At 35.0% G+C, this 16,110-nt stretch carries 19 protein-coding genes; 12 read left to right on the plus strand and 7 right to left on the minus strand.

The genetic code is table 11. The features are described 5' to 3' along the window. The first annotated feature begins 16 nt into the window (after positions 1-16). Both QPL79_RS01355 and QPL79_RS01360 read left to right on the plus strand, forming a co-directional pair. A complete protein-coding gene (locus QPL79_RS01355) occupies positions 17-1,564 on the plus strand; it encodes a B12-binding domain-containing radical SAM protein (RefSeq protein WP_285272989.1) in 1,548 nt (515 codons plus the stop codon). Between the two features lie 73 nt (positions 1,565-1,637). Next, positions 1,638-2,117, plus strand: coding sequence for a hypothetical protein (locus tag QPL79_RS01360; RefSeq protein ID WP_285272990.1), 480 nt, complete (start codon positions 1,638-1,640; stop codon positions 2,115-2,117). Positions 2,118-2,121: 4 nt separating this feature from the next. Here QPL79_RS01360 and QPL79_RS01365 read toward each other — a convergent pair whose 3' ends face one another. The 3 genes from QPL79_RS01365 to QPL79_RS01375 all read right to left on the minus strand — a co-directional run bounded on the left by QPL79_RS01365 (position 2,122) and on the right by QPL79_RS01375 (position 4,003). After that, positions 2,122-2,625: a class I SAM-dependent methyltransferase gene (locus tag QPL79_RS01365; RefSeq protein ID WP_285272991.1), complete on the minus strand. Its 504-nt coding sequence runs from the start codon at positions 2,623-2,625 to the stop codon at positions 2,122-2,124. Between the two features lie 64 nt (positions 2,626-2,689). Beyond that, complete coding sequence (locus QPL79_RS01370) at positions 2,690-3,292, minus strand: YkgJ family cysteine cluster protein (protein ID WP_285272992.1); 603 nt, start codon at positions 3,290-3,292, stop codon at positions 2,690-2,692. Between the two features lie 51 nt (positions 3,293-3,343). Continuing rightward, on the minus strand, positions 3,344-4,003 hold the full coding sequence (locus QPL79_RS01375) for an MBL fold metallo-hydrolase (protein WP_285272993.1): 660 nt from the start codon (positions 4,001-4,003) through the stop codon (positions 3,344-3,346). A 105-nt stretch (positions 4,004-4,108) separates the two neighbouring features. On the opposite strand from QPL79_RS01375, the gene QPL79_RS01380 reads away from it, so the two are divergent. Next, the gene (locus QPL79_RS01380) at positions 4,109-4,444 is read left to right on the plus strand and encodes a stationary phase-response protein (RefSeq protein WP_285272994.1); all 336 of its coding nucleotides are present in this window, start codon (positions 4,109-4,111) and stop codon (positions 4,442-4,444) included. 41 nt (positions 4,445-4,485) lie between these two features. After that, positions 4,486-5,961, plus strand: a complete 1,476-nt coding sequence (locus QPL79_RS01385; RefSeq protein ID WP_285272995.1) for a ribonuclease FAU-1 family protein — start codon at positions 4,486-4,488, stop codon at positions 5,959-5,961. Here QPL79_RS01385 and QPL79_RS01390 read toward each other — a convergent pair. Continuing rightward, on the minus strand, positions 5,900-6,910 hold the full coding sequence (locus QPL79_RS01390) for a phosphate signaling complex PhoU family protein (RefSeq protein WP_285272996.1): 1,011 nt from the start codon (positions 6,908-6,910) through the stop codon (positions 5,900-5,902). The two genes, QPL79_RS01385 and QPL79_RS01390, sit on opposite strands and share 62 nt — an antisense overlap. Positions 6,911-7,077: 167 nt before the next feature. Between QPL79_RS01390 and QPL79_RS01395 the strand changes: the two genes are divergently transcribed. Together QPL79_RS01395 and QPL79_RS01400 are read left to right on the plus strand one after the other, a co-directional pair. Then, positions 7,078-8,349 carry a BPG-independent phosphoglycerate mutase family protein gene (locus QPL79_RS01395; RefSeq protein WP_285273396.1) on the plus strand — a complete coding sequence of 424 codons (1,272 nt, stop codon included), beginning with the start codon at positions 7,078-7,080 and terminating at the stop codon, positions 8,347-8,349. An 84-nt stretch (positions 8,350-8,433) separates the two neighbouring features. Continuing rightward, positions 8,434-9,435 (plus strand): ROK family protein, encoded by a 1,002-nt coding sequence (locus tag QPL79_RS01400; protein WP_285272997.1) that lies wholly within the window; start codon positions 8,434-8,436, stop codon positions 9,433-9,435. A 9-nt stretch (positions 9,436-9,444) separates the two neighbouring features. Here the strand turns inward: QPL79_RS01400 and QPL79_RS01405 are convergent, their stop codons facing one another. Beyond that, the gene (locus QPL79_RS01405; protein ID WP_285272998.1) at positions 9,445-10,164 is read right to left on the minus strand and encodes a 16S rRNA methyltransferase; all 720 of its coding nucleotides are present in this window, start codon (positions 10,162-10,164) and stop codon (positions 9,445-9,447) included. Between the two features lie 90 nt (positions 10,165-10,254). Here QPL79_RS01405 and QPL79_RS01410 point away from each other — a divergent pair, with 90 nt between their 5' ends. Beyond that, positions 10,255-10,758, plus strand: a complete 504-nt coding sequence (locus tag QPL79_RS01410) for a hypothetical protein (protein ID WP_285272999.1) — start codon at positions 10,255-10,257, stop codon at positions 10,756-10,758. A gap of 79 nt (positions 10,759-10,837) precedes the next feature. Continuing rightward, positions 10,838-11,899 carry a hydroxymethylglutaryl-CoA synthase gene (locus QPL79_RS01415; RefSeq protein WP_285273000.1) on the plus strand — a complete coding sequence of 354 codons (1,062 nt, stop codon included), beginning with the start codon at positions 10,838-10,840 and terminating at the stop codon, positions 11,897-11,899. Here QPL79_RS01415 and QPL79_RS01420 read toward each other — a convergent pair. Then, positions 11,896-12,054 (minus strand): hypothetical protein, encoded by a 159-nt coding sequence (locus tag QPL79_RS01420; protein ID WP_285273001.1) that lies wholly within the window; start codon positions 12,052-12,054, stop codon positions 11,896-11,898. The two genes, QPL79_RS01415 and QPL79_RS01420, sit on opposite strands and share 4 nt — an antisense overlap. A 61-nt stretch (positions 12,055-12,115) precedes the next feature. After that, positions 12,116-12,574: a hypothetical protein gene (locus QPL79_RS01425; RefSeq protein WP_285273002.1), complete on the minus strand. Its 459-nt coding sequence runs from the start codon at positions 12,572-12,574 to the stop codon at positions 12,116-12,118. A 135-nt stretch (positions 12,575-12,709) separates the two neighbouring features. On the opposite strand from QPL79_RS01425, the gene QPL79_RS01430 reads away from it, so the two are divergent. From QPL79_RS01430 to QPL79_RS01445, 4 genes are all read left to right on the plus strand, one after another. Beyond that, positions 12,710-13,000, plus strand: coding sequence for a hypothetical protein (locus QPL79_RS01430; protein ID WP_285273003.1), 291 nt, complete (start codon positions 12,710-12,712; stop codon positions 12,998-13,000). A gap of 202 nt (positions 13,001-13,202) precedes the next feature. Then, positions 13,203-13,910 carry a phosphoribosyltransferase family protein gene (locus QPL79_RS01435; protein ID WP_285273004.1) on the plus strand — a complete coding sequence of 236 codons (708 nt, stop codon included), beginning with the start codon at positions 13,203-13,205 and terminating at the stop codon, positions 13,908-13,910. Positions 13,911-13,925: 15 nt separating this feature from the next. Next, entirely contained in the window at positions 13,926-14,537 is a 612-nt protein-coding gene (locus QPL79_RS01440; RefSeq protein WP_285273005.1) for a hypothetical protein, read from the plus strand. A gap of 6 nt (positions 14,538-14,543) precedes the next feature. Then, positions 14,544-16,103 (plus strand): B12-binding domain-containing radical SAM protein, encoded by a 1,560-nt coding sequence (locus QPL79_RS01445; protein ID WP_285273006.1) that lies wholly within the window; start codon positions 14,544-14,546, stop codon positions 16,101-16,103. Positions 16,104-16,110: the final 7 nt, after the last annotated feature.

Raw genomic sequence — 16,110 nt, forward strand, 5'->3', positions numbered from 1 at the left:
ATAAGGTTATAGGGCTATGGACAAACTCAAGGCTGAAATAGTTATAACGACAGATAGATCTATGATGACTAATCATCATGGAAGAGAGTTTATAGGGTTCTTAGCAACAGGACCAGCCATAGGAGTTCCAGAAGCACTGTGGATGTATCTTTGTTGCCCAAAGCCTAAAGTTGATGAGTTTGGAAGACCATTTGAAGCACCCTATGGTTTACGCAAAATTGAGGCAGCACTTCAAGATGCTGGTTTGGAGGCTCATGTGATAGACCCAGACTATCTCGATAGGTACATAGAATCTGCAAAAATTTTGATGATTGGTCATCACGATTATTTTGCATTTGGCCCTCCAAGCTCAGAATGGTGGCTTATCACAGGTAAGGAACCTGTGAATAGAAAAAGTTTCTTTAGGCTTATGGAAAGCGATGCAGTAAGGAAAATGCGTAGTAGAAATGTTAAGATTGTTGTTGGAGGTCCAGCAGCTTGGCAGTGGCTTTGGGTACCAGAATATGTGGATAAGTGGGGAATTGACGTTATTGTTGAAGGTGAAGCTGATGAGATTGTTGTTGATATTGCTAAAAAGATTCTCAATGGTGAGGAGGTGCCAAAATATATTTCTGTTGGGGCTTTGGAATCTCCACCGATAGAAAAGATACCAGTAATAAAAAGAGCAAGTGTTAATGGATTAGTTGAAATTATGAGGGGATGTCCAAGAGGATGCAAATTCTGTAGCGTTACGTTAAGACCTCTTAGACACATACCCATAGAAAAAATAGTTAAAGAAATCGAGGTTAACAAAAGCTATGGTGTTAAAAACGCTATTTTACATAGCGAAGATGTTTTGCTCTATGGTTCAAAAGGTATAGAACCAAATGAAGAAGCTTTGATTAAACTTCATGATGCTATAACCAAGGTTGTTAATGGCATGGCATGGGCTCATGTATCGCTAGCTACAGTTGTTTATGCTCAAAGAAAATACAAATTAATAACGAAAATAACAGAGATTGTATATTCAAGATTGGAGCAAAATTATATAGGTGTTGAAGTTGGTATAGAGACAGGGTCGCCTCGCTTAGCAAAAATTGTAATGCCTGCAAAGGCTGCTCCGTTTAAGACTGAAGAATGGCCTGATATAGTTGAGGAAGCATTTGCTATTATGCATGATCATAGGATAATACCTGCAGCAACATTTATACTTGGTTTTCCTGGTGAAGAGCCAGATGATGTTGTTAAAACAATTGAGTTATTAGAACGGCTAAAGAAATACAGAAGTCTTATTGTGCCCATGTTGTTTGTTCCAATGGGTGTGTTGAAAAGTGAGGAAGGTGGTGTAACAGGTATGAAGATAATACATGAACATGCAGAAGCTATGAGAGTAGCGTTTTGGCATACAATTCACTGGGCTGAGGATATAATAACGAATTTCTATATGAGGGGATTCAAATATGAGCCATTAAAACTCATAATAAAGGCATTTCTGTGGTTTGCAAAAAGAAAAATGATTGAAATTGAGAAAAATGTATTACCAAGATTCACAGAAAAGGAATTGTCATTGAAAACAAATCAGTAGAATAGCGAAATAACAAATGATGTGCATTACATTTTTAATAAAATAGGAGTCAGATATAGTTTTTGAGAACAACATGAGTGTTAAATCAAGAATTTTACTAAGCATAGCGCTTTTGAGGGAGCTTCACAATAAAATTGAGTATTATAAGATTGTTGTTGATAATAATATTAGAAGAGCTGAAATACTTTCAAAGCAAATTGGTGATAGGAAGAAGAATTTTGAAAAAGAAATCCAAAGCTTAGAGCTATTGAAAAAAAGGTTAAATAGCATTGATATTTTTCTTGAAAATATCATATTGAAATTGGAAACATTCATGAATTTAGGGCATGCAATGTTTTTTGGTGTTGTTATTAGGGAATTGGCGAAGGAGTTGAAAAAGCTAATTAAAGGCTCTATACCAATAATGGAAGTTTATCTTGATAACCTCACCAGAATTTCAAATGACTTAATAAACTTTGCAGCTATGGAATCAAATTCTACAACATTTGCTTCTCTCGTTCCTGAAGCTAAAAAAATTATTGAGGAGGCAAAGAAGGTAGCTGGCATAGTATAATCTATTACTTATCGCTAATTCCCTTAACATATAGATATAGTCTGGCCGTTCTCATAGGCAGTGCAACTTCGACTATTTGAATAGGTCTCCATCCTGGAATTTCAAAATCTAGTGTAACAACCCTTGCCCCATCCTTTAACTCAGCTTCTAACTTAGGCCTTAAAGCCTTGTTAACAGATGTTAACAAATACATGTAAACAACACTTGCTTCTGATAAATTTGTTTTGAAGAAATCTTCATTTACAAACTCTATTTTATTTAATACATTTAACGACTTTGCATTTTCTTTAGCTCTTTCAATAAGCATTGGATTTATTTCCACACAAACAGCTTTTTTTACACCCTCTTTAACAGCCTTCAAAACAACTCTGCCATCTCCACATCCAAGATCATAGAAAACATCTTCAGATTTCACATTTGCTAATCTCATCACAATGTCTAACAACTCTTCTCTTGTTGGAACCCATGGCACTCTAGCACCTTCATAATATGCGGAGACCAATGACATCACCTCTTCAAAACTCCACATATCTAATACAGCCTTGCTCTAGAAATTTATAAAGTTTTAATATCTAAGGTATCCATAAATTCTTTTTAACAAGTTCTTTCATGTCTTCTTCAGCTTTCATAGTTATGAACTCTAAAAATGTCTGTATCACTTCATCAAATTCTTTCTTGCTATATTCACTCTCGTTCCATTCCTTAGCTACTTTACCCCACATTTTAAGTTCTTGAATTCTAGCTCGAGCTAATTTAGTTAAGTCACTTTTTATATCCTCTGGTATAATCCTTTTATTACCTATTATGCCAGGACATTCACCTAAAGCGTTCTCATTCACCTCAATGCTTATATTATCACCATTTTCAATGTATACAAATGGGTAGAATCTACACACAAGTGGTTTATATGGATGCACACTACATTTTCCATTTCTTAAAAGAAAAATGCATGAGCCATCATCCTTCGAATTCAATGCAAGAAAATACTTCTCACCACCAAATACCACCTGAGGATATGTTAAATCATCATAAAGTGAAGCCTCATATAAACTAATTGTTGATGGCTTTATATCAACATTAGCATATATTTTAAGTCTCAATAAATCTAGATGTGTTACTGGAATCCAATACTTTTTACAGCAATAGCCTTTAAGAATACATCTAAAGATTACCAATGACTTCACCTTAATTACTATAAAGCTTATTATTTAAAAGTTGAAAATATGTTAATCTGGAGGTGTTAATACATATATTGTATTGCTTTTTATATTACTTTTCTCCAAAACAATCTGATTTGAATCTATTTTAATAACATTCCAATTACTTGGCTTTATAGCTAGAAAGTCTTCGACTGGTTTTAAAGGAAGATTCAATCCTTTTACCCAGTAGTGCATAGGTATAACGGCTTTAGGTGTCAAAACATTTATTACATTCCAGGCAGCTTTAGAATCAATTGTGTATGTTCCACCAACAGGTATCATAAGAACATCTATATCGCCAACAGCATTCTTATATGATGCATCAAGTTCATGGCCGAGGTCGCCAAGATGAGTGAGAGATACTCCATCAACAACTATTTTATAGATTGAGATTTTGCCTCTTCTCCTTCCTTTTTCTCTATCATGATATGCTTCAACTCCTTTCACAATTACATCATCTATTACCTTTTCTCCTACAAACGTGGATATAACTTTTGCACTAGGTTTTGCAACAACTCCATAGGCATTATGATCAAAGTGTTCATGTGTTATCAAAACTATGTCTGCTTGAACTTTTGGAGGTTTTAAACCCAGGCTATAACCATCATGTGGATCAATAACGATTACAGTACCCTTAGATGATACTACTTCAAAACATGCATGTCCATGCCATTTTATTACAACCATGTGTCTACACCTAAGAAAAATAGGTTTTCGGTATTAAAAAAGCTTCTTGTTACTACAAAACCTATAAACTCGCAAATCGAAATAGCAAGAATTAGGTGAGATTTAATGGTTGCTGAGAGCAATCAGCAAAAAGGAGGTGGTGCTGCTAATATTCAAAAAAGATTCGAATCACGAATACCTCAATATGATAATGAGGCAAAAATTAGACAGGCGTTAATGATATTGAATAGAGTAATGAATGATCCATCAATACCTAGAAACATTAGAAGAGCTGCCATGTATGCTATAAGAGCATTGAATGAGAAAAGCCTTACACCTGGTGTAAGAGCTGCAAATGCTGTTGGTGTTTTAGATGAGGTTAGCCAAGACCCTAACATGCCACTACATGCAAGAACTCTTTTATGGCAAGCAATATCGATTCTTGAAACCGTTAAGGATTAAAATCCATTGATATATACACAACTATTGAGAGAGGTTTTACCATGTACAGATATAGAGTTAGAGGCCCTTATGCAACTGCATTAGCAAAGATAATAATTGATGCTGGATTTGAGCTTGTTGATCTATCAAAGAATTTAGCATTGAGATTAAAAATGGAGGAAAAGAGTGGAGTTGCGCCACATGCAACTATAAAAGAAGGTGATGAAGACCCGAGTACATTAATAATAGTTGGTTATCCAGATGCTGTTGAGGCTTTGCTTTATGAAATCATAGCTAGAATTCCCTTTACAACATTTATCTATGAAGAGCTAGGGCCATATACAACAATTTCTGTTAAGATAAAAGGTTTTGATAGAATGGGTAGATGCATAGGCGAAACTGTTAATGGTAGAGAGGTTATACTTCAGAACATAAGAGAGTGCATAGAAGATGCCATGGCCATAGCCCATATTGTTAAGCCCAGTCAAAAACTTAGAAATGGTAAAGCAGTTGCATTACCAGGTACAGCAATATTAAAGGATACCCTAGTTCTGCTTGATGATAAGGGTGGAAGAGTTTATTTTAGTGAACACATAAGAGATTTCGAAAGAAAATCTCTACTCAACAGTTTAGCAACACAAGTAACTAGAGAAGGATTTAGCATAAGATGGAGAAGCTCGGCCAAGAGCGCTCCACTAGAATTAATTGGAAAGGATCTTGAAATAGCATTAAATGATGCTATGAAGCTTAGAAATATTAGTCTAAAAGGTCCTCCATCCATATTATATCAGGGTGAAACAATAGCATTCATAAAATTGACTAGAGCGTCCAAGGAATATCTAGACATTGTTAGAAACTCAATTACACCCACCACACCAAATCATCACATGTTAAGAACATGTAGAAAATCTCTTGATATATGTGTTGATTTATTAGATTATGCAACCAAGAATGTAGGCAAAGGTGAGTTAGACCGCACAATAAAAGAATTCATATTGAGCAGAAGTATAGGCAGAGAAATTACAATAATGCATGAAAAGCCGGATTACAGCCACATTGAGATAGGCCCTATAAAAATTGTTGATGTTGTTAATACTGAAATGGGCTTAACACTGGTTGGAGGAAGAATTATTCAAAGAAGTGGAGTATATGATGGTCTTGGTGTAGAGAAAAGAGCTGGCGACATCGCATTAACTCTAATACCATTTGATGAATGGTTTATTGTTCATAGTTATTTGGATCAAAATGGAAATGAAAAAGGAATATACATAAACATTAATACACCACCTGAATATTGTCCACTAGACAATGTGATAAAATATCTTGATCTAATTATAGATGTTGGCATAATTGGAAACAATATGAAGATAATTGATTTAGAGATGCTTGAAAAAGCTGAAAAAAGTGGATTGTTATGTGAAGACTTAGTTTACATGGCTAATGAAAGTGTTAAAAAAGTTGTTAGTTTTGTAGATACTATTCGGAGGGTTCTTGAGGTATTTCGACCTTTGGTAAAACAGTTTCAGGTTTTCCAATAGTCATAAGCGCTTTAATTGTAGCAACTTCAGCAATTTCAGCAGCTTCATAAACTGCTACAATAGCTTCATGAGCTATTGCTAAGACACCTGGTGCTTCAATGCATTGAGTAACATTGCCTAAAATCTCTTTTGAAAGCTCTTCTCTACCAATAAGCACTTTCATAATCAGAGATATGTTAGATGACGCCAAAGCATTTACAGCTTTTGAAACATATGATGAGACCTTTGAAAACATGTCTTTAAACACTTCTCTACACTTTGCATTTATATTGGTGTCAAACCCAAGTCTTAGTATAGTATTTGAAACTCTATCCAATGTATCGCCAATATGCTCTAAACTTTTAATTATTATAGAATTGTTGATTGCTTGAGAAGGATCTCTAAATGCTGTTCTCTTTATTGTTCTCATTCCAAGGAAATGTAGCCTATCCAAATCATCATCTAGTCTTATCACTTCATCAAGTTTTGATTTATCTCCAGAGGTAAAGTAGTCAATTAGTAGATCAAACATCATTGAAAGAGTTGTTCTCATAGCCCCTATAACTTCCTCTAGATCTGTGTTAAATTCATCAACAGATATTTTTAGTCTAAATGTTGCACCTTCCATAGCAATGGCTCCTGGAAGTCTTGTGGAAATTTTTTGGAAGGATCTTCTTGCAATGTCCTTGCTTTCGTCTATTGATATTACATCAAATCCCTCTATGTAACTTGCTATTATAAGTCTTGAAAGAGTTTCTTCATCTTCATGTTTAATTTTTATGCTTTGTGTTATTTTTGGATGTATGGTTGAAAGTGGTTTGACCAAGAGATAACCTGGCCCAAGAGTTACTTCAACACTTGCTCCAACAGATATTCCAAGTATGGGTAACCACTCCTTTGGTATCGTAATACCAATACTTCTTTCTCCAATTCTAATTACCTTTCTAACATTTGTTAACACAGCTTCCATTGGTAACACCTAGTTATTTCTTATGATTCAAGGTTATACCCAGACATGTTTACTCTTGTTCTTACTTACTTTATAAACTTTTATATAGGTTAAACTTAATTATTTGATGCATATAAAGTTGATTAGCAAAAAATACACAAATGGTGTGGGTGTAAGACTTGGAAAAAATGATTATAATTGTATTAGATGGTGTTGCTGACAGTCTTAAATATAGACCAACATCACTTGAGCTAGCAAAGACCCAGGGCCTCAATGAATTAGCTAGGATAAGTATTGGTGGCTGTTTCTATCCAATAGATGATGAAACAGCGCCTGAAAGCGATGCTGCAGTTTTTTCTATTTTGGGCTATAACCCCAAGGAAATTAATGTTGGAAGAGGGTTGTTGGAGGCTCTTGGTGTAGGAATTGAATTATTAGAAGGATCTGAGGTTGCATTTAGAGCTAATTTTGCTACTATTGATGCTAAAACACTTAAAATAATTGATAGGCGTGTTGGAAGAAGCCTTACCTCTGCTGAAGCAAAAGAACTTGCAAAGTCTTTGAATAATCTCAATCTAGGTATTTATGGAGGTTATGCAAAGGTATATTCAACAGTTGGTCATAGAGCTGTCGTTGTTATTGGTAGCAAGGAGAAGAGGTTATCAGCAAATGTATCAAATACTGATCCAGCTTATGGAAGAGTTGGAAGAGTTTCTATTGCACTTGAAAAATTTGAGCCTTTCGTAGCAAAATGTAAACCTCTTGATAATAGCGAGGAAGCTAAAATAACATGTGAACTTGTAGATGAATTCACGAAAAAGGTTATAGAAATACTTGATTCTCACCCAATAAATGTTAAAAGAGCTGAAAAAAGTCTTCCAAAAGCCAATGCTCTCCTTCTAAGAGATGCAGAAGATAGATACCCAAACATCAAATCAATTTCCACTATCTATGGAAAAAGCTTTGGTATTGTAGCTGAAATGCCTGTAGAAAAAGGCATAGGAAAATTATTGGGAATGAAAGCTGTAGAAGTTTCACCACCATCTGGATCAATTGAGAAAGACTTGAAAGAAAGACTTGAAGCAACTTTGAAGCTTTTGAATGAGGTAGATGTTGTTTATGTTCATTTAAAAGGTCCTGATGAGCCAGGTCATGATGGCAATAAGCAAAGGAAGGTATCTTCGATAGAGGCTATAGATAGGTATTACATATTGCCACTTATAGAGTCAATTGACTTGAACAAGATAGCAATAGTTGTAACAGCAGATCATGCAACACCACCAGAGTTTAAAGCACATACAAGTGACCCTGTTCCTCTCATTGTAGCCTCAAAAGCTTTGAAGAGAACAGATGGACTCAATAGGTTTACAGAACATGAATGTTGCTCAAAAGGGTCTCTGGGAATAATACCACATGGGTATCTTGTTCTCAAAAAAATTTTTGAGCTACTAAATCAATAAAATGATAGTTGATGATGTATGCACCTCCTATCTGATTTAATGATGTTCGGTAAGAGAGCTGAGCAAGACATTGTGTGAGGATATATGGTGTTGCATTACATAGGTATTGACGTAGGTGCAACATGGATTAGAATAGCCTTGGCAACAGAAGCTGGTGAAATAATTAAGAAAGTTGTTTTGAGAACTCCGCGTGAGGGGGATAGATATACCATAGCAAATGCTATATCTAATAAAATAGAAAATGAGTTTGGAAATGTTTTAAGAGATGTAAAAGCTATTGGAATTGGAAGTGCAGGTCCAATGGATTTAGCAACAGGGATTGTGATAAACGCTCCCAATATACCTATTCACACCTTTGAGTTGGCTAAGCCTTTGCAAGAAAAATTCAGGAAACCTGTTATAATGGCTAATGACTGTATTGCTGGTGTCTGGGGAGAGAAAGTACTGGGGCTGGGTAAGGAACATGAGAACATTGTTTATGTAACTATTAGTACAGGTATTGGAGGAGGAATGATTGTGAATAACACTCTTCTTCTAGGCAAAATGGGTAATGCACATGAGATTGGCCACATAGTAATTGATGTTAGTGGTAAAATGAAATGTGGTTGTGGTGGCTATGGTCATTGGGAAGCCTATGCAAGTGGTGCAAACATACCAAGGTTTGCTTCCAAGCTTATTGAGGAATGGAATCTTAATGAACAAGAAAAGGAATCGCCAATTTACAAAGCATATAAGGATGATGCTTTATCATCTGAACTCATATATGCAAAAGCTAAGGAGGGTGACAAGCTATCTCTGCGAATAGTAGATGAGATTAACAAGTACAATATAGCAGGATTTATAAACATAATTAATTTGTATGATCCAGAGCTAATCGTGGTTGGGGGATCTGTTGCTTTAAAGAATAAAGAGTTGGTAATAGACCGTATTAGAGACGGTGTGCACAAATCTACTGGTGTAGTAACATCTATACCCAAGATCTTGCCAACAAAATTCGAAGATGATGTGGTTCTAATGGGTGCTATAGCACTAGCTATGAAACCTCCAGAAAACCTTGTTAAAATGCTTAAATATCTTCAGCTTTGATAAAACACATTAGCGCCATAATATCTCATTCAATACTTCAGAATTTTCAATACTGTGAATAACAGTTGATACTACAGTCCAAGTCTCTAATGGCTGGCTATATATAGCGAATCTATCTTTAGTTAAGCTGAGTGTACTTTGTTCAAAATCTCCATGTTGAAAACCACCAATTATTACACATGTCTTTTCGCCATTAACCATTTTACTTGCTATTAATTCGCCGAGAGCTTTTGGCTTGATGAAGGTACCTCTTTCATGCAGTAAAATAATGCTAGTGAATCTTCTTTGCTTAACAAAATCATGAAGTTTTCTTTCCTCAATCCACATAAGCGGTTTTTGAGCATTTGGAGGAACCTTTTTTTCTATAAGTAATTGCTCCATTAATCCCACGAATCTATTGTAGTTTCTAGGCACTCTTGCTTTTGGATCTACATGAATTATAAGATCATTTATTGTGTGAATAAACAGATTGAGTAATCCAGTTCTATTCAAAATGCTTGATAATGCGATTAACATTGATGTATGAATGATATCCGGTCTTCCTCTCTTAAACCAGTTTCGCAAATTCTTCATCGCTTTATAATGTAGTGAAATATCTAGTAACATTTCATTTGCCTTTTTACCTCTTTTCTTTGCATGAGCCAATATCACAGGATTATTTGCTATCTCTTCTGGAATTAACTCTAGCCCAGCTTCAGCAATAACTATAGTTATTGGTTCTACACGCATAGCTTTTCATCAATCTCTAAAAACATTTTTATTTCTGCCTATATGTTATCAAGTGATGAATGTAACTTACATCTAGAGGCTTATTAGAATATGGCAAAAACTCAGGAAAAATCCTCAACATGCTCACCATTGAATGACGAAGCTGTAAAAGCTTTTCTATCTTGTCTTGAAAAAAGATGTGAATGTATAGCAATATATATTGATTACAGCGCTTTACGTTATCCAGTAGCGAATATCTATGGTTATATTACTCCATGTGAAGAAGCCTTACCTGAATTAGAAAAGTTTGTTGGAGAGATTTTTCTAGAGATTACAACAACTATTAACTTAATTACAAATTTCGATGTCTTAAAAAACAACCCTTTTGAGCACATAACGTCTCTAAGAATTAGATGTGGCAATGGCTGGATTAACTATGGTTACATGCCTACTAGATCACAATATGGTGTACCTTATGTAACAAAGAACTGGTTTCATGTTTCTGAGGAAGGGGAGATAACAGTAATAAATATTGAGGAGCTTAGAGAGATGCTGGTTAAACTTGTTGGTTTAGTAATTGAAATTGCTAAAAAAATTTTTGAGCATGAGTTTTGAAAACAAGCTTTCTGGATGCTTTAAATAACCCTATCCAATGCACTATATTACCCAGTAACTGATTAAGTGGGTGTGTTATTTGCCTAAATGCTCAAAAAGTGGAATTGTTGGCTGGGGAGTCTACATACCAAGGTATAGAATACGTGCTGACGATATTGTGAAGATGTGGGGATTTGATGAAGAATCTGCTAAAGGTATATGGATTGAGGAAAAAGCTGTGGGCAACATAGATGAAGATGCAGTTACTATAGGATACATGGCATCTCTCTATGCTTTGAAAAGAGCTGGTGTTAGTCCCTTGGAAATAGATGCTGTTTATCTTGGAACAGAAAGCAAGCCATATGCTGTCAAACCTGGTTCTAGCATAATTGCAGAGGCTCTTGGCATTAAACATGAAAAAGCTGTGGCCGATTTAGAGTTTGCTTGTAGAGTTGGTGCTGAGGGTATTAGACTTGGCATTACCCATATTGAAAGTGGACTTGCAAAATATGTTTTGGCAATAGGTGCTGACACATCACAAAGTAGCCCAGGAGATGTACTAGAGTTTACTGCAAGCAGTGGTGGTGCAGCATATGTTATAGGTTCTAAAGACAATGCTGTTGCTATATTTGAGGGCTTTGTGTCATACTCCACAGATACTCCCGATTTCTGGAGAAGAGATGGTGCCCCCTATCCTCTCCATGGAGAGGGCTTCACAGGAGAGCCAGCATATTTTAACCATGTGGTTACAGCAGCAAAGTTATTGATGAAAGAGTTAGGTTTAAAAGCATCAGATTTTGATTACGCTGTTTTTCATCAGCCAAATGGAAAATTTCCACTAAGAGCAGCCTCAGTTCTTGGAATACCAAAAGAGAAGGTTCTTCCAGGAATTGTAACGCCCTACATTGGCAATACATACAATGGCTCAATGCTAATAGGATTAGCAAGAATATTGGAGCATTCCAAGCCAGGACAAAGAATATTGGCAGTATCATTTGGTAGTGGTGCTGGAAGTGATGCCTTTAGCATAGTTGTTACAGATAGAATTCATGAAGTAGTTAAAAATGCGCCAACTGTGGATGAGTTTCTTAGTAGAAAAGAATACATTGATTATGCTACATATGCGAAAATAAGAGGGCTTATAAATAGATATAGGCTTTAAATGCAATTATAGTTTTCCAGACACAAATTCAACTTTTTTGCTAAGTTACATAGAGTTTCAATACCTACAAGAGCTTTTGACCCTCTTTCAGTTCTTATTATAGCTACTTTACCAATAGTTTTAACAACAGCTTTTTCACATTTTTGAGAACTCATCTTGTACACATAATACAAAATTATGGTCTCAAATTAACTTTTTACATAGAAACTTTAGGTTTTACTCCTCTATACTCTCTTCTTCCTCAAATCCCTCTTCATATTCTTCTACATCGAATAATCCACTACTCCTTACCTGCTTTATTGCCTCTCCCAATGGTAATCCAGTTTTCCTTAGTTTTGCAGCTAAATTACCCCATCTTTCTCTGAACTTACTTGGTACTAAAGGTCTAACTCTTTTAGTAGATTTTCTAGGAATATAGTTTTGTTCCATGCCAGGTAAGGCCAAGGCCCCATCAGGTAGTTCAATGAGCTCATCTCTTTCAATAAGCTTTACTAAAACCTTCCTCAACCTATCTTCACCAGCAATACCTGCAAACAATTCTCTAAGTTCTCTCCAGGTCATAGGCCTTGCATTATTCTTAATAGTCTCTTTAATAAGATTCTCCAGCTCCTCTTCAGTAGGCGCCTTAAACACCTCTATATCGATGTCTTCATAAAGCTTTTTAAGTCTTATCATACGATTCACCCTATATATTTTTTACCCCAGTAAGATATGTGTTCATTAAAGTTTTTAAGCTTTTCTATCTTGAAGCACTGTTCAAAATCTTCAATCTTATATAGTAACACCCAACTTAACCTTTTCTCGATTAAAATGAACAGAGTTAAACTAATTGTAATAGGGTCTAAAGTAGATGATTTTGAGAAATGTGGCAGAGTAGCAACGAAAATCAGAAAATCATTAGCAAAATATACAGAAGTAGAGATTTTATTTGTCAATGCCTCTTCATCTGGCTTATCTCTAGATGGGGAAGAGATTATTCCATGTGAATTAGAGGATGAGGCTATGGATTATATAATATCAAAGATAGCATCAGATAACAAAAACATACTAACACAGGGTATAGTTGTAGCAGCAGCTATATTTAAGACTCTTAAACATTAAGAATTGATCAATGTTTGAACATGTTAGATGATTACAAGAGATGGAGTAGTTTTATGGGCATATCTGAATATTTAAAAGTAAATGAAAATCAATCAGAAAATACTTATATAAAAGTTTAATGCTCTAAGGCTCTAATTATTATAGCTTATATTCTCTTTTTGATTATCATTATTTTGAGAATAGCAAGTAAATGGGTGTTACAATGAATATAGATGAGAGGGAGCTTATTGTTGAAGTACTTTCAAGTCTTAAGAAATTTTTCAAGTTTAAGGAATTGGAGGAAATATTGAGTATAACAGTGCCAACACTTTGGCGATATGTGCATGGCGATATAAAACCATCGGTTGATAGAGCACGGCAAATGCTTTTAAGATTACTTGATCAAGATATAGTTAATCAACTAAGAGAAAGATTGTTGAAAATAGATAATGAAGGTGTTATTAGAACTTATGACATTGTTTATAATATAGAGTTGCTTAGTTATGCATCCATAGATGCATTGTTGTGGGCTCAGAATATGGGATTTAGTGCTGTAGCTACAGTTGAAACTGATGGAATAGCTTTAGCAACTCTAATATCGAAAAGATTGAACGCTAAAATAGTTGTTATCAAGAGAAGAAAAGAAATAGGATACAGTAAATTCATTGAAGTAAGCTATGTTACTAGGTCACCACCTGAGGTTGTTTCTTTGTACCTTCCTGAAGATGTCTTAGAGTATGGTGAAAAGGTTCTTGTTGTTGATGATCTTGTACGAAGTGGTAGAACAAGTGCAGCTGTTTTTGAGTTGTTGAAAAAAGCTGGTACTAGACCAACTGGTTTCTATGCACTTGTTGGAATTGGTGATCAGTGGAAGCCTATTATAGAGAAATATGTTGGAAGCAACTATAGAGTGCTCTTTCATGTGAGTTGAGAATAGCGATTATATATGGCAAAGGAGAATCTTATTAGAATAGCTATTGTGCAAAACATTGAGTATGAGAAATGCAGAGAATTGGTGGAGGCATTAAAAAAGCAACATGTTGATGCAATACTTGTATGTGGAGGTATAGGCCAATGCCTTAGTGTGCTAGAGGTAAATAAAAAACTATTTGGGATAACGAATATTGATGATGATACACATGTTGTAAAAGCCTTGAAAAATAGAGAAGCATTTGTAGCTGGCTCCTGGCAATTAATAGAAAAGAACGTGTGTATCGGTGGTGTTGATGCCAAAAACCCTGTGCAAAATGTTGAAAGACTTGAACGCACAATACTATCTCAATGCTCCTTCGCTATAATAATATCGTATTATCCTTTGAAGAAATCAATCTGTGCTAAAGCAGAGTTTATGGGTAGAAGTCTAAGCTTTGGACTGAAGTCAATTTTTAAAAACAAAAGTAAACAAATAAAGTATTTGGTAATAGCATGCAATAAAAACTTTGTGCATAGCTTTTGCAAACAAACTCTGGATTCAGAGGGGCTTCTCGTAACAACGAATGAATCGTTTATTTCATTGTTGGTAGATTTACAAAATCTTGATGTTGCTATTGTTAAGTGACTAGATATGAGTAATGATGAATTCGTGGTGTTCAAACCTAGGAGAGAAAACTATGTTTTGAGTAAAAGGGGTAGACCAAGTGATATTAAAATAGGTATTTTAATGACTATACCCTATAGAGCAGCTGTTTCATCTCTATTCTTTCAGATGGCTTACACATATCTAAATAGTTTGGAAAATGTAATTGCATATAGATATGTTTTTGATATTGAGAACAAAAGAGTTGAGGCACTAGATACCGAGATGAATCTCAAAAAACTTGATGCAATCTTAATATCGCTGCCATTTGAGCTGGACTATGTAACAGCTACATACATTCTCATCAGACTTGGTCTTTTGCATAAAGAAAAGGGAAAAGCGAAACCAATTATTATTGCAGGAGGTTTAGCTGCTTCCTCTAATCCACTACCATTAACAGATATTGTAGATGCTGTTTTGATAGGAGAAGCTGAGGATGTTTTAGCTGATATCGCATATTCCATGGGAGCATCAAATCCTATTGAGGAACTTGAGAATATAAAATGTATTCACACAACACCTTTTAGTGGTGTTAGGAAAAAGTGTCTTGTTTCAAATCTTGATAAAAGCTATCATGCTGTTCACCAATTCTATTCTGTTGATGAAGAGCCTATATATGGGTATGGTATTAGAGTTGAGGCTTCTAGGGGTTGTCCCTATTTATGTGCTTTTTGCATGGAAGCTCACGTACTATATCCATTTAGATATAGAAGTATTGCAAATATTGAAAACATTGTTTTTAAAGGAATAGAGTTTCTAAAAATTCGAAGAACTATTCTATATTCCTTATCATTGTTCAGTATACCAGGTATTGATCAGCTTCTAAACAAGTTTATTGATATGGGTATAGAGGCTTCAATACCATCTATAAGAATAGAACATTTAACACATAAAAGACTGGAAATGATAAAACAATTAGGTCAGAAAACAATTACACTAGCTCCCGAAACTCTCTTAACTAACTACAGCTGCAGAATTGGAAAATGCTATAATTTAGAGTCTTTAGTAGAAGCCATTGAATTTTCCTACAAAACTGGTTTTGATCATGTAAAACTCTATCTCATTACAGGTTTTCCAGATGTTAGTATTGAAGATGAGGTACATTCATTTAAGGAATTCATGAACAAACTTAGTTTTATAAAGAGAAGAAAATTTATTGAAATATCAATAAACCCCCTTGTACCTAAGCCATGGACCCCATACCAGTTTCTTCCACCAGAAATAGTGTTAAAAGCAAAGAAAAACATTGATGCATATAAATCAATTAAGAGTTCAGTTTTTCGGTTATCAGCTTTAAGTCCAGAATGGGCCTTTGCTCAAGCTGTTATAGCACTAGGCGACAAAAACACATCAAAATTATTGATTGACTGGGCTTTAAATGGATTAGGATTACAAGGCTTTAGAAAAGCTCTTACTGCTTTGAGTCAAGAATTGAAAAAGTATATAAAGTATGGCTGGGAGAATCTACCATGGCTCGATGTTGTAGACTTAGGCATACCAATAAGATATTTAGAGTTGAGAGCCAAATTCCTAAAAATTAAAAATTAGTGAAGCA

Source organism: Ignisphaera cupida (genome assembly GCF_030186535.1).
GTDB classification, from domain to species: Archaea; Thermoproteota; Thermoprotei_A; order Sulfolobales; family Ignisphaeraceae; genus Ignisphaera; species Ignisphaera cupida.

What these genes read in the sequence shown, in the direction of transcription:
- QPL79_RS01355 (WP_285272989.1), top strand. Translation starts at nt 17, where the DNA reads ATGGACAAACTCAAGGCTGAAATAGTTATAACGACAGATAGATCTATG.
- QPL79_RS01360 (WP_285272990.1), top strand. Translation starts at nt 1,638, where the DNA reads ATGAGTGTTAAATCAAGAATTTTACTAAGCATAGCGCTTTTGAGGGAG.
- QPL79_RS01365 (WP_285272991.1), bottom strand. Translation starts at nt 2,625, where the DNA reads ATGTCATTGGTCTCCGCATATTATGAAGGTGCTAGAGTGCCATGGGTT.
- QPL79_RS01375 (WP_285272993.1), bottom strand. Translation starts at nt 4,003, where the DNA reads ATGGTTGTAATAAAATGGCATGGACATGCATGTTTTGAAGTAGTATCA.
- QPL79_RS01380 (WP_285272994.1), top strand. Translation starts at nt 4,109, where the DNA reads ATGGTTGCTGAGAGCAATCAGCAAAAAGGAGGTGGTGCTGCTAATATT.
- QPL79_RS01385 (WP_285272995.1), top strand. Translation starts at nt 4,486, where the DNA reads ATGTACAGATATAGAGTTAGAGGCCCTTATGCAACTGCATTAGCAAAG.
- QPL79_RS01390 (WP_285272996.1), bottom strand. Translation starts at nt 6,910, where the DNA reads ATGGAAGCTGTGTTAACAAATGTTAGAAAGGTAATTAGAATTGGAGAA.
- QPL79_RS01395 (WP_285273396.1), top strand. Translation starts at nt 7,078, where the DNA reads ATGATTATAATTGTATTAGATGGTGTTGCTGACAGTCTTAAATATAGA.
- QPL79_RS01400 (WP_285272997.1), top strand. Translation starts at nt 8,434, where the DNA reads ATGGTGTTGCATTACATAGGTATTGACGTAGGTGCAACATGGATTAGA.
- QPL79_RS01405 (WP_285272998.1), bottom strand. Translation starts at nt 10,164, where the DNA reads ATGCGTGTAGAACCAATAACTATAGTTATTGCTGAAGCTGGGCTAGAG.
- QPL79_RS01410 (WP_285272999.1), top strand. Translation starts at nt 10,255, where the DNA reads ATGGCAAAAACTCAGGAAAAATCCTCAACATGCTCACCATTGAATGAC.
- QPL79_RS01420 (WP_285273001.1), bottom strand. Translation starts at nt 12,054, where the DNA reads ATGAGTTCTCAAAAATGTGAAAAAGCTGTTGTTAAAACTATTGGTAAA.
- QPL79_RS01425 (WP_285273002.1), bottom strand. Translation starts at nt 12,574, where the DNA reads ATGATAAGACTTAAAAAGCTTTATGAAGACATCGATATAGAGGTGTTT.
- QPL79_RS01430 (WP_285273003.1), top strand. Translation starts at nt 12,710, where the DNA reads ATGAACAGAGTTAAACTAATTGTAATAGGGTCTAAAGTAGATGATTTT.
- QPL79_RS01435 (WP_285273004.1), top strand. Translation starts at nt 13,203, where the DNA reads ATGAATATAGATGAGAGGGAGCTTATTGTTGAAGTACTTTCAAGTCTT.
- QPL79_RS01440 (WP_285273005.1), top strand. Translation starts at nt 13,926, where the DNA reads ATGGCAAAGGAGAATCTTATTAGAATAGCTATTGTGCAAAACATTGAG.
- QPL79_RS01445 (WP_285273006.1), top strand. Translation starts at nt 14,544, where the DNA reads ATGAGTAATGATGAATTCGTGGTGTTCAAACCTAGGAGAGAAAACTAT.